Genomic DNA, 11611 nt, shown 5'->3' on the forward strand with positions numbered 1-11611 from the left:
CGATACCCAAGCATGCTGTTCGTCTGTCGTGATCCTGTTGGCCAATCGATCTGGCGTTGATCTGAACGTAACGGGCGCTCGCCGCGTTGGTTCCCGTCACTCCTGACGCTCATCGACCTTGCTGAAAGCTTGTTCGCAATGTCATCCTGCGATCTTCCCACGGAGCTCGAACCATGCCTCTCTGGACCTGCGAAACCTGCGGCGCGCAATTCCCGAACGGCGGAAATCCGCCCGCCTCCTGCGTGATCTGTGGGGACGAGCGGCAGTTCGTGAACTGGAAGGGACAGAGCTTTCTCACGCGCGAGGAGCTGGCGCGGGAGCACCGAGTGGTGGGCCGCGACGATCTTGGCCTCACCGGCATCGGCCTGGAGCCGAGCTTCGCCATCGGGCAGCGCGCGCTGCTGGTGCCTCAAGGCGACGGTTGCGTGATGTGGGATTGCATTCCGCTCGCAGCCGATGAAGCCATCCAGTACGTCGCAGCCCTCGGCGGACTGAAGGCGATCGCGATCTCGCATCCGCACTATTACGGCGCGGTCGCCGACTGGAGCGACACCTTTGGCGGCGTGCCGGTCTATCTGCATGCGGACGATCGCGCATTCGTCACGCGACCGCATTCTTCGATCGTGCACTGGACGGGCGAAAGCCATCGGATCTCCGACGATTTGCTGCTGCTGCGAACCGGCGGTCATTTCGCCGGCGCCACCATGCTGCACTCGGCGCGCAGTGCGGACGGCAGAGGGGCGCTGCTCACCGGCGACATCGCCCAGGTGACGATGGACCGCCGCTTCGTCAGCTTCATGTACTCCTACCCCAACTACATGCCGCTCAATGCAGCCGCGGTGCGGCGGATCGCGGCAGCCGTCGAGCCGCTCGCCTTCGATCGCATCTATGGCGCGTGGTGGGGGCGCAACATCGCCAGGGGCGCCAAGGCCGCCTTCGCGGCGTCGGTTGCGCGCTATCTGGCAGCCATCGCCTGAGCCGGATTTATCTTGCTCGTCTTAAATAACTGTACTATAAGTACAGTATAAACTGCGATGACGCAGATGCGAGCCCGGCATGATCGATGCATCGTGGAAGCGCCGCACCCTGCGGCCGCGTGAGCGGGAGTTGGACGCATGACGGGGCTGCAGGATTACGAGATTTTCGACGCCGGCGACGTCATGCTGCAATCCGGGGCCGTCTTCCCCTCGCTGAAGCTCGCCTACAAGACCTATGGCACGCTGACCCCGGCCAGGGACAACGTCATCCTTTATCCGACCTCGTTCAGCGCGCAGCATGTCGACACCGAATGGCTGATCCGGCCCGACGGCGTGCTCGACCCCACGCGCTACTTCGTCATCATCCCGAACCTTTTGGGCAACGGCCTGTCATCTTCGCCGTCGAATACCCCCGCGCCATTTCCCGAGGTGACCTATCACGATGCCGTCGCGGTCCAGCACCGCCTCCTCACCGAGCGCCTTGGCATTTCGAAGCTGGCCATGGTCTATGGCTGGTCGATGGGCGGCATGCAGGCCTATCACTGGGCGGCGCTGCATCCCGAGATGGTTGAGCGCGCGGCCGTGGTCTGCGGCAGTGCGCGTTGCGCGCCCTACAATTACGTCTTCCTGGAAAGCGTGAAGGCCGCGCTCACCGCCGATCCCGCCTTCCGCGACGGTCGCTTCGCCGAGAAGCCGGTCGCCGGCTATCGCGCCATGGGGCGGGTCTATGCCGGCTGGGCGATGTCGCACGGCTTTTATCGCGACGAGCTCTGGCGCGAGGCCGGCTTCACCTCGCTGGAGGATTATCTCGTCCGCACCTGGGACGCGACATTTGCCCGGCGCGACGCCAATGATCTCCTGGCGCAGATCGGCATCTGGCAGAACGGCGATATCAGCCGCTGCGCGACGTTCGCAGGCGATTTCGATCGCGGGCTGGCGGCAATCAAGGCCCACATGCTGCTGATGCCGGGCGCGACCGATCGCTATTTCGACCTGCGCGACAACGAGGACGAGCTCGGCCGGCTGGTGAACGCGAAATCGGCCGTGCTGCGTCCGATCCCGTCGCTGCATGGCCATCGCGCCGGCAACCCAGTCAACAATCCGCGCGACCAGGCCTTCCTCAAGGCCGAGGTCGCGGCGCTTCTCGGCAAGTAGGACAGGCATTTCGATCATGACCGATGCGACCGTTTCAGAGCCTGGCCATCGCCTGAAGCCGCTGACGTCGGCGATGCTGCGCGAATTGTCGGTCCGCTCCGATCTCAGGGGCGCCATGCAGACCCTTGGCCATTATGGCGCGATCGTGCTGGTGGGCGCGCTGATCTCTGTGGTTTCGTCGAGATGGGGCGTGCTCTGGGCGCTGCCATTGATGGCGGTGCAGGGCTATGTCGTCGCCTTCCTGTTCATGGCGGTGCACGAGACCGCGCACAAGACCGCGTTCAGGAGCCGCGGCCTCAATCTCGCCGTGGGCCACGTCTCGGCCTTCATCATCGGATTGCCCTACGAATATTACTGCCTGTTTCACTGGGATCATCACCGCTACACCCAGGATCCTGACAAGGATCCCGAGCTGATCGTCGGGGTGAAACCGACATCCGACACGCAGCTCGCGATCGCCTATAGCGGCCTGCTCCAGGTCGCCGGCCGTCTCAGGCTGATGCTCGGCCATGCCATCACCGGCAGCGTCACCGTGCCCTGGATCCCCGAGGGCAAGCGCGCCGTCATCGTGACGGAGGCGCGAGCCTATGTCGCGCTCTATGCTCTGCTGCTCGCGCTCTCGCTGTGGTTTACGTCAGCGCTGCTGCTCTGGGTCTGGATCGTCCCGCTCATCATCGGGCAGTTCTTCCTGCGGCCCTATCTCTATGCCGAGCACACCGGTTGCGAGCGCACCCGCAGCGCTTATGAGAACACGCGCACCACCTACACCGCCGCGTTCGTCAAATGGTTCGCGTGGAACATGCCCTACCATGTCGAGCACCACGCCTATCCCTCGATCCCGTTTCACGCGCTGCCGAAGCTGAACGCAATCATCGACGGCGAGATCGTCCATCGCGGCCACGGCTACGTCAGGACGACCCGCGAGACCTGGGCTTGGTTTCGCCGGCAGCGGCAGGCCGGCTAGGCGCGCGCAAAACTCCGGCCGCGGTGCGACCGGAGCTTTGTCGTGGAGGCTGGTATCAGTACATGCCGTAGGCGCAGACGTTGACGACGCGCACGCGCAGGCCGTGACGGGTCTGGACCAGGCGCTCCTGGTAGCAGTTGCTGACGCCGGTGTTGACGTAGAGACCGCCGAAGCCCCAGCCGGGACCCCAGTGGTGATGACCGTGATGGTGATGGAAACCGCCGGCCGAAGCGGCGGTGGGGGCCAGAGCGGCAACGCCGAGCGTACCGGCGGCGATCAGACCAAGAGCAAGCTTACGAAACATCTTCATTCTCCATTTGGCGCTAGGGCCATTGTTGTGTCCCTGCATCTCGGTCGGGCCGAGATGCGATCGCGTTCACGCGGGATGAGGAGAATCGTGTTTCAGGATTGTTTCGTGGACTGCGGCGAAATGTGCCGGCGTCATGTTTTCCGCGCCGCGCGATAGCGCGCGGCCATTGCCTGCGTCAGTTCCGTCATCCGGTCGCGGAGATCTGTGGGCTCCAGCACTTCGGCCTCGGGGCCCAGCCGCAACAATTCGGCTGCGGCGTGCCAGGATGTCTTGCCGACAGGCACGCGCGCAATGCGCCAGCCGTCGGCATCGCTGGTCTCTGCGAGCTGCGTGCGTGCCTTGACGTAAGGCTGGCTCAGTGCGTCGAGCAGCTTGACGCCGAACGGCGACAGCCGCACCACCGCGACATTGGGATGCATCTCGGCCTCGAGGCGAAGCGTCGCGGCCTGCCAATAGGCGGCGAGATCGAAATCGGCGGGGCGCTCGAAGTTTTCGTCGAGCGCCGTGCAGTCGAGCACGCGCGCGACGCGATAGGTGCGCACGCTGGCATCGACTTGGCCCGCGAGGTACCAGTTCCCGCCCTTCAGCACGAGGCCGAGCGGCGCGAGGCGGCGCTGCTTCTCGGAACGCCAGCTCTGGTAACGGATTTTCATCAATGTCCCGCGCAACACCGCGCCGGCGATGGTGCGCAGATGTTTTGGTTCTTCCGCCTCGCCAAACCAGCCCGGCGCATCCAGGTGAAAGCGCTCCTGCATCCGGTTGGCGTCCTCGCGCAGATGGGCAGGCAGCGCCGCCATCAGCTTATTCTGCGCGGCGATCATCGCCACATCGAGGCCGAGGGCGGCCGCAGGGCCAGGCAATCCGGTCAGGAACAGTGCGCCGGCCTCGCTCTGTGACAGGCCGTTCAGTCGCACGCGATAGCCGTCGAGCAGGCGATAGCCGCCCTCTGCGCCGCGGTCGGCGTAGACGGGGACGCCCGAGGCCGCGAGCGCGTCGATGTCGCGATAGATCGTGCGCACCGAGACCTCGCAGGCCTCCGCAAGCTCGGGCGCGGTGACCTGCCCCCTGGCCTGGAGGGTGGTGAGGATCGACAGCATCCGGCTCGCGCGCATGATTTCCTTAAACCATACCTGACAGAGGATGTCAGGTATGAGCCTCTACAAGGTGCGCCTCGCCAGAGAGCGCCCCAGGAGAACCTGCCATGACCGATCCGAACCGCATCACGCTGTATTACTCGCCGCAAAGCCGCGCCACCGGCACGCGAGTGCTGCTGGAGGAGCTGGGCGCGCCCTATGATCTCCACGTCCTCAACATGAAGGCCGGCGAGCAGCGGCAGCCGGCCTATCTCGCCATCAATCCGCTCGGCAAGGTCCCGGCGATCCGCCACGGCGAGGCGCTCGTGACCGAGCAGGTCGCGATCACCATCTATCTCGCCGATCTCTTTCCGCAGGCGGGCCTGACGCCCGCGCTGAATGATCCCCTGCGCGGTCCATATCTGCGCTGGATCGCCTATTACGGCTCATCCTTCGAGCCGGCGCTGATCGACAAGTTCATGCAGCGCGAGCCGGCGCCCATTACCCAGTCTCCCTATGCCGACTACGACACCATGCTCGGCGCGCTTGAAGGGCAATTGTCGAGGGGGCCGTATCTGCTCGGCGAGCGCATGACGGCTGCCGATGTGTTGTGGGGCGTGGCGTTCAGCTGGACCATGATGTTCGGCATCGTGCCGAAGAAGGACGTCTTCGTCCGCTATGCCGAGCGCATGACCTCGCGACCGGCATTCCAGCGCATCAATGCGGCGGATGAGGAGATGGCCGCGCAGCATGCCAAGGCGGCTGGGGCGTGAGGGGGCGCGTTGATGACGAAAGGCGGACCCGCAATCTCCGCCGTCGTCCCGGGCAAGCGTCAGCGCAGACCCGGGACCCATAGCCACAGGGAGGTGTTTTGCGAAGACTCGGAGTTGCCAGCTTCCCTCCATAACCGCTCCCTGTGGTTATGGATCCCGGATCTGCGCGCGCCTGAGGCGCGCTTGTCCGGGACGACAGCGGTGGGTTTGGCTTTCTCAAAACCTCGGCGCTCTCTTCTCCGCGAACGCCTTGATGCCTTCCTTGATCTCCTCGCCGCGCATGCTGTCGCGGTGGCGCTGGTCGGCGGCGCGATCATCGAGCTCGCCGCGGGCGAATTCGTTGATCGCGCGCTTCATGCCGCGCATCGCCTGCGGCGCGTTGCCGGCGAGAACCGTGGCGAGCTGGTCGACCTCCTCGTCCAGGAACTCCACCGGCACCATGGCGGTGAGATAGCCGATGCGCAGCATCTCCGGGGCGGTGATCTTTTGCGCGGTCAGAAACAGTCGTTTCGCGTTGTCGACGCCGAGGCGGGTGACGTAGCGCTTGATGCCGCTCCGGTAATAATGCAGCCCGAGCCGCGCCGCCGGCATGAACATCTCGGCGGTGTCGACACCGATGCGGAAATCGCAGGCGAGCGCGAGATCGGTCGAGCCGCCATAGACGCCGCCGTTGAGCCGGCAGATCGTCGGCACGCCGAGATCCTCCAGCCGGTTGACGACGAGTTCGAAGGCAGAGCCCGCGCTCTGCTGCTCGTTTGCGCTGACGGCGCGCTCGGCGACTGAGTTGAGGTCATACCCGGCGGAGAAGGCGCGGCCGGTGCCGGTCAGCACCAGCACGCGGATATCAGGATCGGTCTCGATCAGGTCGAACAGCCTGACGAGCTCCTCGAGGTCTTCCGCCTGGAGCCGGTTGAGATGTTTCGGCCGGTTGAGGCGGATGGTGGCGCGCGCGCCGTCGCGTTCGAGCAGGGGGCCAGTCGCTGCGTCGGTGATGTCCGACATTCTTGTCTCCATCCTACTTGTTTTCGAGCGCGCGGCGTTTCGCCTCGGCGTCGATGGTCTCGGCGAGATCGGGGTGCCGTGCCATCAGCACGCGGAAGTCGACGAGGTCGAGCACCAGCAGCCGCGACACTTTCGTGGTCGAAACGTTGGCGCCGCGCTTGTTGTTGCCGAGCAGCGCCATCTCGCCGAAGAAGGCGCCGTCGCCGAGCTGAACCTTCTTGCCGGGCAGCTCGACCTCGACCTCGCCGGCGGCGATGAAATACATGCAATCGCCCTGCGTCCCCTTGCGGATGATCGTGGTGCGCGCCGGCAGCTCAATGGTCCGCAGCATGTGGGTAACGTCGGCGATGGCAGCGGGTCCCAGAGTTGCGAAGAACGGCACCTTGCTGACGGATTCCCAGGTCTTGAGGAAGTTGTCGCGCCGCGTCTCGGCGGCAAATCCGGTCGCCAGGATACCGGTCCAGAGGCCGAACACACCGAGGCCGGAGATCATCACCGCGGCCGCCACCAGCCGCCCGAGCGGCGTGACCGGCACGACGTCGCCGTAGCCCGTCGTGGTCAGCGTCACCACGGCCCACCACAGCGCGGCCGGCACGCTGCCGAAGGTCTGCGGCTGCACGTCCCGCTCCAGGAAATATTCGGCGACGGAGGCGAGGAAGACCACCATCAGGAAGATCACGAGCACGCTGACCAGAGGTCCGGATTCCAGCACCAGCACGCGGCGAAGCTGCCGCAGGCCCGGAATTCCAGGCACCACCTTCAGCACCCAGAGCACGCCGAGCAGCCAGGCCGTCCGGGGCTCGACGCCGAGAACCAGCGCGACCGGCACCGCCAGAGCCCCGATCGCGTCGACCAGCCCGGCGGAGGAGGACATGTACAGCGAAAGCCGCCCATGCTGCGTCATGTGGCGCAGCCGGACCAGCCATTCGAATACGAAATAGGCGAGGCAGGTCCAGAGCAGAGCGCTGATCCAGCCGTGCGCCTCATGGGCCCGCTTGTCCGACAGCAATACCATGCAGAGCACGCCGACGGTGACCGCGACATAGGCCGCCTTGGTCATGTTGCGGCCGGCCGTGACGGCCGCGAACTGGGCCAGAGCGGAAATCAGCGGCTTGGACATGCGGGAGGGCGGCTCGGTCTCTGGGGTAAATCTTTGGAATCCCGGCTGGGACGTCGGCGCCAAAGTGCCCGCCCCGGTGGGGGCCGTCAACGACGGGCAGGGGTATGATAAGGGGGAAGCCACAACCCAGCCTCGTGCCCCGTACGCAGTGCAGCACGTAGTGATGCGCTGCAGAGCCGGGGCCCATGCAGCAGCGCATCCCCGGCTTTCTGGGTCCCGGCTCTGCGCGGCAGCGCCTTTGGCGACGCGGCTTGTCCGGGACAAGAATGGCGGCCCCAAACGACCCGACTTCTCAGGCGCTCTGGGCGGTCTTCACCACCACGACATTGCTGTCGTCGTGCGGGGCAGGGCCGGCGCCCGGCGCCGGCTTCCCGGTCTCGTTGGCATGGCGTTTCAGATAGTCGCGCCGCATGCCGATCTCGTCGCGGACGAACTCGTAGCCCAGCTTGAAGGTGTCGAGCCCATCGGTACTGATCGTGCCGTCTCGTAATCCGATGACGGCGCCGCGCAGGATGCCCTCGAGCTCGTCCTGAAGACATTCGAGTTGATCCAGCGAGTGGGCGTGCTCGATCCGCTCGCCGATGTCGAGGATGGCGGTGGAGAGTTCGCTGGCCTTCTCCGGCGCGATGCGGGTGATCTTGGCGTAGATCGCGGCGAAGATCGAGCCGATGATGCTGAGCGCGGCGGCGCCCAGATACATCAGGTCGCTGTACTTATCCATGAACGACTTGGTGTCGTCGTTGATGTAATCGGCCGCGCCCTGGTGCGCGATCACGAAGGCGTCCTTCTCGACAGAGGCCGGCTCGATCCTGGTGGCAAAGCCGTTGTCGAGCCCGAGCGCGGCTTTGTTCTCGTAGACGATGCGGGCGAGCTCGCCTGCCGTGGTCGGGGACATCCTGGATTGTGCGACCAGCAGCCATTCCAGCCCGATCGTGTCGAGGTCGTCATCGGGAATTTTCGGGGATGTCGACAGCGTGCCTGCCGTCAGCGTCTCGCTGGAAATGCCGGGAAGCTTGCGCGCCAGCGCCTTGGCCTCGTCGATCGCGTTGAGCGTGAAGCCGCCGCGCCTGGCGACCTGCTCATAGGCCTTGTCCCGCACCGCCCTGGAGGCATGGACGATGGCGATGACCGCGCCAAAGCCGTTTGCCGGTGCGAACAGCTTGTCGAGCGTTGCGCCCTGCGGCGCCATCTGGATCTTCGCCGCGTCCGGACCGTCGGGGATGTCGAGAACGCTGCGGACGAAGGCGAGGGAGGATTCGCTCTCGGCGAAAACGGCGACCTTCTTCTTCTTCAGTTCGGCGATCGATTTGATCTTCTTGTTGCCGGGACCGAGCAGAAGCACGAGATCGTGCTCGAGGATGGCAAGCGTGCGCGCCCGCAGCGGGACCTTGGCGTCGGTGCGCAGGACGGCAAGGTCGGCCTGCTTGCGGTCGAACTGCGCGAGCGCCTTGGCGTTGTCGGCGTTGTTGACGATCTTGATCCGGAAGCGCGAGGCGTTGGACGTCAGCACCGTGGCGAGCTTGGCCGCGAACAGCGCCTCGTCGCTGTTGGGAGCGCCGACGGCAAAGGTCAGCGTTTCCGAATTGTGCAGCATCGCGCGGCCGCCCCAGACGGTGGCCAGCGACAACAGCAGGGTCAGCACGACGTAGAGGAAGACCTGCTGCTGATTGGTCTTGATCACCTTGGGGCGCCGGGGCGGCGGTTCGGTGAGCGACGAGGTCGGGCCTTCAGTACTCATGGCAGCACTCTGGCCTTATTGTTTCGGTGGCGGGCGGCACGCCGATGTGATCGCGGGGAGCGCCCTCAAATTCGTAAACGCCTGAAAAAAGAACGATATTCTCTATCCGCGATGATAGCGCGAAGGTCACGGAAAGCAAATTTCGAGCCGAAGGTAACCTTACGCGAGGCTTCCGCGGCGATGGGGCGTCCTATGCCCGGTTAGCCACACTTGGCGAATTTCCGGTTCCCCCGGCTGCATTCCGCCGCGGGAGATGGCATAAATCGCGCCTCCCGGCGATTTGACCGGTCCAGAACTGGTCCAAGAATAAGTTGCGCTGAACGCTCCAATTTTTGTTGTCACGTCAATGAGGGCGTCAGCCTTGTCGTTTCCACCCATGTCATCGGCGGTTCCGGTCGAAGCGCTCATTGGCTGGATGTTGCTGCTCACCTTCAAGCACATCATCGCCGACTTCGTCCTCCAGACCGCCTGGATGGCGCACGGCAAGGACCAGAAGCACGGCTGGGCCCTGCCGCTTCTGGTGCACTGCCTCGTTCACCTTGCGGTCGCGCTGCCTCTGATCCTGATCGTGGCGCCGAAATTCTGGTTCGTGGCCTTCATCGACTTCGTGATCCACATCACGATCGACCGTGCCAAGGGGTTCGTCTCGGCGAATTTCGGGGTCGACCTGACGCATCCCTGGTTCTGGACCCTGATCGGCGTCGATCAGGCGCTGCATCATCTGACCGGCTTCGGCCTTTCCATCTTCATGGCGGCGAACTGACGGCGGGCCTCCTGCGGCCTCTGGCTGGAAGCAATCGCTGGCATCAAAGGTCGTCATGCCCGGGCTTGTCTCGCCTGCGCGGCCGTAGCCGCTTCGGCGCGGCGAAGGCCCGGGCATCCACGTTCTTCGTGCCGCTTGGTTCTCCGTGGATGGCCGGGACAAGCCCGGCCATGACGCGGGGCAGCATTTGCGACCCCGCGCCCCACCAATTCGCGGCCCACGCGCAAGCACCCCGGGTGACTACCGGCCAGCGTGGTTAACCTTTCATTAGAGAATTGCGCTGCATCTTCCTCACACGAGGGAGAACTGCAATGTTTTCAAGCCGCAACGCCTTTGAAAGCGATTTCTGCCCGGTTCGCGACGAACTCCTTGGCGAGATGTACCGCGCCAGCGAGAGTGGCCTGCCGAGGTTGGTTGAGAGTGTTTCCCCTGACGCGCGCGCCAGGCTGGCGCTGTTCTGCTATCGCCGCAACCATCTGCACTCGCTGGCGGTCGTGATCGCGGCGAGCTGCAGCGAGCGCGACCTGATCGAGAACGGCGGCCGGGTCGGCTCGACGCTCTATGCGCTGTCGCGGGAGGGCGCGGCGAAAGCCTCGCCGTCGCTGTCGGGCGGCCGCAAGCCGATCACGCTGTCGACCAAGCCGCTCTCGGTGCTCGCGCCGCTCGAGGACGAGCTTGACGACGAGATCGGCGAAGCAGTTCCGGCCTAAACGATAGCGATAGAAGGCAACCCGAACTTCCGCCGCGCCATCGCGCATTCGGCATCGCCCGGCATGCAGGTGCGGCACACCTCCGGCCGCATCGCATAGATGCCGCACGCCGTGGCTTTCCCGATGTCCCCCTGCAGGGCCGAGCAGCGATCGCCCTCGCAACGCATGCCGGACTGGCGTTCGTTGACCAGCGTCTCCGGAATCGCAGCAAGCTCTTCCTCGCTCTCGATCGAGAAGCGCGGCCAGTTGGCCGAATAGCCGCAGCACGCGCCGCAACTCTGGCAGCAGCTCGACGGATCGATGGGGGAGCTCTCTTGCATCCTTGTCACGTGTCCTTTGGCGGGCCCCAGACCAGGCTCTGCCGCCATCTTGCGCGCAGTACGTCGCGTCGTTCCGGATATTTCTCGTCGAGATAGTTCGCCTCCACCACGCGGTCGGTGCGGAAGCTGCGGAAGTCGCCGCGCAGCTCGCACCAGGCGGCGAGCAGGCGCACAGCTTCGAGATAGCCGACCGAGATCGGCCAGATCGTTCGCTCGCTGGCGCGGCCCTGCTCGTCGCGATAGCGCAGCATGATCTTCTTGCCTTCGTGGATCTGGGTGCGGGTGCGCGCCATGTCCAGGCGGTCCGGCTCCCTGTTCCAGCTTGGACGCGCGCGGCTCGCCGGCTCCAGCACGAAGGGGCGCAGGCGCTCAGGCACGGTGTCGGCGATCTTGGCCATCAGATCCTCGGCCGCGCGCGCCAGCGCCGAATCGGCATGGCCGGCGACCCATTGTGCGCCCAGCACGGCCGCCTCGATCTCGTCGGGTGTCAACATCAAGGGCGGCAGGTCAAATCCCTTCTCCAGGATGTAGCCCATGCCGGCTTCCCCGCGGATCGGCACGCGCTGGCCGATCAGCGTTGCGATGTCGCGATAGATCGTGCGCTTCGAGGTCTCGAGCTCGGCCGCGATGGCGTCCGCTGTCAGCGGCTTCCGCGTCCGCCGCAGCACCTGGATGATCTGAAACAGCCGGTCAGCGCGTCTCATGA

The 11611-nt window shown here is 65.1% G+C and carries 13 protein-coding genes; 6 read left to right on the forward strand and 7 right to left on the reverse strand.

Annotated elements, in window-relative coordinates; all coding sequences use genetic code 11:
- Nucleotides 1-173 precede the first annotated feature (173 nt).
- The 3 genes from E4K64_RS34270 (at nucleotide 174) to E4K64_RS34280 (ending at nucleotide 3096) form a co-directional block, all read left to right on the forward strand.
- Nucleotides 174-977 (forward strand): MBL fold metallo-hydrolase, encoded by an 804-nt coding sequence (locus E4K64_RS34270; protein WP_135167289.1) that lies wholly within the window; start codon nucleotides 174-176, stop codon nucleotides 975-977.
- A 138-nt stretch (nucleotides 978-1115) separates the two neighbouring features.
- On the forward strand, nucleotides 1116-2132 hold the full coding sequence (locus E4K64_RS34275; RefSeq protein WP_135167290.1) for an alpha/beta fold hydrolase: 1017 nt from the start codon (nucleotides 1116-1118) through the stop codon (nucleotides 2130-2132).
- 16 nt (nucleotides 2133-2148) lie between these two features.
- Nucleotides 2149-3096 carry a fatty acid desaturase gene (locus E4K64_RS34280; protein WP_135167291.1) on the forward strand — a complete coding sequence of 316 codons (948 nt, stop codon included), beginning with the start codon at nucleotides 2149-2151 and terminating at the stop codon, nucleotides 3094-3096.
- Between the two features lie 55 nt (nucleotides 3097-3151).
- On the opposite strand, the gene E4K64_RS34285 is transcribed toward E4K64_RS34280, so the two are convergent.
- Together E4K64_RS34285 and E4K64_RS34290 are read right to left on the reverse strand one after the other, a co-directional pair.
- Complete coding sequence (locus tag E4K64_RS34285) at nucleotides 3152-3400, reverse strand: hypothetical protein (protein ID WP_135167292.1); 249 nt, start codon at nucleotides 3398-3400, stop codon at nucleotides 3152-3154.
- Between the two features lie 137 nt (nucleotides 3401-3537).
- Nucleotides 3538-4518 carry a helix-turn-helix transcriptional regulator gene (locus tag E4K64_RS34290; protein ID WP_135167293.1) on the reverse strand — a complete coding sequence of 327 codons (981 nt, stop codon included), beginning with the start codon at nucleotides 4516-4518 and terminating at the stop codon, nucleotides 3538-3540.
- An 89-nt stretch (nucleotides 4519-4607) separates the two neighbouring features.
- Here E4K64_RS34290 and E4K64_RS34295 point away from each other — a divergent pair, with 89 nt between their 5' ends.
- Nucleotides 4608-5252, forward strand: coding sequence for a glutathione S-transferase family protein (locus E4K64_RS34295; protein ID WP_135167294.1), 645 nt, complete (start codon nucleotides 4608-4610; stop codon nucleotides 5250-5252).
- A 216-nt stretch (nucleotides 5253-5468) separates the two neighbouring features.
- Here E4K64_RS34295 and E4K64_RS34300 read toward each other — a convergent pair whose 3' ends face one another.
- The 3 genes from E4K64_RS34300 to E4K64_RS34310 form a co-directional block, all read right to left on the reverse strand.
- Nucleotides 5469-6254 carry an enoyl-CoA hydratase/isomerase family protein gene (locus tag E4K64_RS34300; protein ID WP_135167295.1) on the reverse strand — a complete coding sequence of 262 codons (786 nt, stop codon included), beginning with the start codon at nucleotides 6252-6254 and terminating at the stop codon, nucleotides 5469-5471.
- A gap of 13 nt (nucleotides 6255-6267) precedes the next feature.
- Nucleotides 6268-7374: a cyclic nucleotide-gated ion channel gene (locus E4K64_RS34305; RefSeq protein ID WP_135167296.1), complete on the reverse strand. Its 1107-nt coding sequence runs from the start codon at nucleotides 7372-7374 to the stop codon at nucleotides 6268-6270.
- 292 nt (nucleotides 7375-7666) lie between these two features.
- Nucleotides 7667-9112: a TAXI family TRAP transporter solute-binding subunit gene (locus E4K64_RS34310; protein WP_135167297.1), complete on the reverse strand. Its 1446-nt coding sequence runs from the start codon at nucleotides 9110-9112 to the stop codon at nucleotides 7667-7669.
- 415 nt (nucleotides 9113-9527) lie between these two features.
- Here E4K64_RS34310 and E4K64_RS34315 point away from each other — a divergent pair, with 415 nt between their 5' ends.
- Complete coding sequence (locus E4K64_RS34315) at nucleotides 9528-9875, forward strand: DUF3307 domain-containing protein (RefSeq protein WP_209312007.1); 348 nt, start codon at nucleotides 9528-9530, stop codon at nucleotides 9873-9875.
- 311 nt (nucleotides 9876-10186) lie between these two features.
- Nucleotides 10187-10585: a hypothetical protein gene (locus E4K64_RS40695; protein WP_167772412.1), complete on the forward strand. Its 399-nt coding sequence runs from the start codon at nucleotides 10187-10189 to the stop codon at nucleotides 10583-10585.
- On the opposite strand, the gene E4K64_RS34325 is transcribed toward E4K64_RS40695, so the two are convergent.
- Both E4K64_RS34325 and E4K64_RS34330 read right to left on the reverse strand, forming a co-directional pair.
- Nucleotides 10582-10905, reverse strand: a complete 324-nt coding sequence (locus tag E4K64_RS34325) for a YkgJ family cysteine cluster protein (RefSeq protein ID WP_164718861.1) — start codon at nucleotides 10903-10905, stop codon at nucleotides 10582-10584. The two genes, E4K64_RS40695 and E4K64_RS34325, sit on opposite strands and share 4 nt — an antisense overlap.
- Nucleotides 10906-10910: 5 nt before the next feature.
- Nucleotides 10911-11609 (reverse strand): helix-turn-helix transcriptional regulator, encoded by a 699-nt coding sequence (locus tag E4K64_RS34330; RefSeq protein WP_135167301.1) that lies wholly within the window; start codon nucleotides 11607-11609, stop codon nucleotides 10911-10913.
- Nucleotides 11610-11611 lie beyond the last annotated feature (2 nt).

The sequence above is a fragment of the Bradyrhizobium frederickii genome, from assembly GCF_004570865.1.
GTDB lineage: Bacteria > Pseudomonadota > Alphaproteobacteria > Rhizobiales > Xanthobacteraceae > Bradyrhizobium > Bradyrhizobium frederickii.

What these genes read in the sequence shown, in the direction of transcription:
- E4K64_RS34270 (WP_135167289.1), top strand. Translation starts at nt 174, where the DNA reads ATGCCTCTCTGGACCTGCGAAACCTGCGGCGCGCAATTCCCGAACGGC.
- E4K64_RS34275 (WP_135167290.1), top strand. Translation starts at nt 1,116, where the DNA reads ATGACGGGGCTGCAGGATTACGAGATTTTCGACGCCGGCGACGTCATG.
- E4K64_RS34280 (WP_135167291.1), top strand. Translation starts at nt 2,149, where the DNA reads ATGACCGATGCGACCGTTTCAGAGCCTGGCCATCGCCTGAAGCCGCTG.
- E4K64_RS34285 (WP_135167292.1), bottom strand. Translation starts at nt 3,400, where the DNA reads ATGTTTCGTAAGCTTGCTCTTGGTCTGATCGCCGCCGGTACGCTCGGC.
- E4K64_RS34290 (WP_135167293.1), bottom strand. Translation starts at nt 4,518, where the DNA reads ATGCGCGCGAGCCGGATGCTGTCGATCCTCACCACCCTCCAGGCCAGG.
- E4K64_RS34295 (WP_135167294.1), top strand. Translation starts at nt 4,608, where the DNA reads ATGACCGATCCGAACCGCATCACGCTGTATTACTCGCCGCAAAGCCGC.
- E4K64_RS34300 (WP_135167295.1), bottom strand. Translation starts at nt 6,254, where the DNA reads ATGTCGGACATCACCGACGCAGCGACTGGCCCCCTGCTCGAACGCGAC.
- E4K64_RS34305 (WP_135167296.1), bottom strand. Translation starts at nt 7,374, where the DNA reads ATGTCCAAGCCGCTGATTTCCGCTCTGGCCCAGTTCGCGGCCGTCACG.
- E4K64_RS34310 (WP_135167297.1), bottom strand. Translation starts at nt 9,112, where the DNA reads ATGAGTACTGAAGGCCCGACCTCGTCGCTCACCGAACCGCCGCCCCGG.
- E4K64_RS34315 (WP_209312007.1), top strand. Translation starts at nt 9,528, where the DNA reads ATGTTGCTGCTCACCTTCAAGCACATCATCGCCGACTTCGTCCTCCAG.
- E4K64_RS40695 (WP_167772412.1), top strand. Translation starts at nt 10,187, where the DNA reads ATGTTTTCAAGCCGCAACGCCTTTGAAAGCGATTTCTGCCCGGTTCGC.
- E4K64_RS34325 (WP_164718861.1), bottom strand. Translation starts at nt 10,905, where the DNA reads ATGCAAGAGAGCTCCCCCATCGATCCGTCGAGCTGCTGCCAGAGTTGC.
- E4K64_RS34330 (WP_135167301.1), bottom strand. Translation starts at nt 11,609, where the DNA reads ATGAGACGCGCTGACCGGCTGTTTCAGATCATCCAGGTGCTGCGGCGG.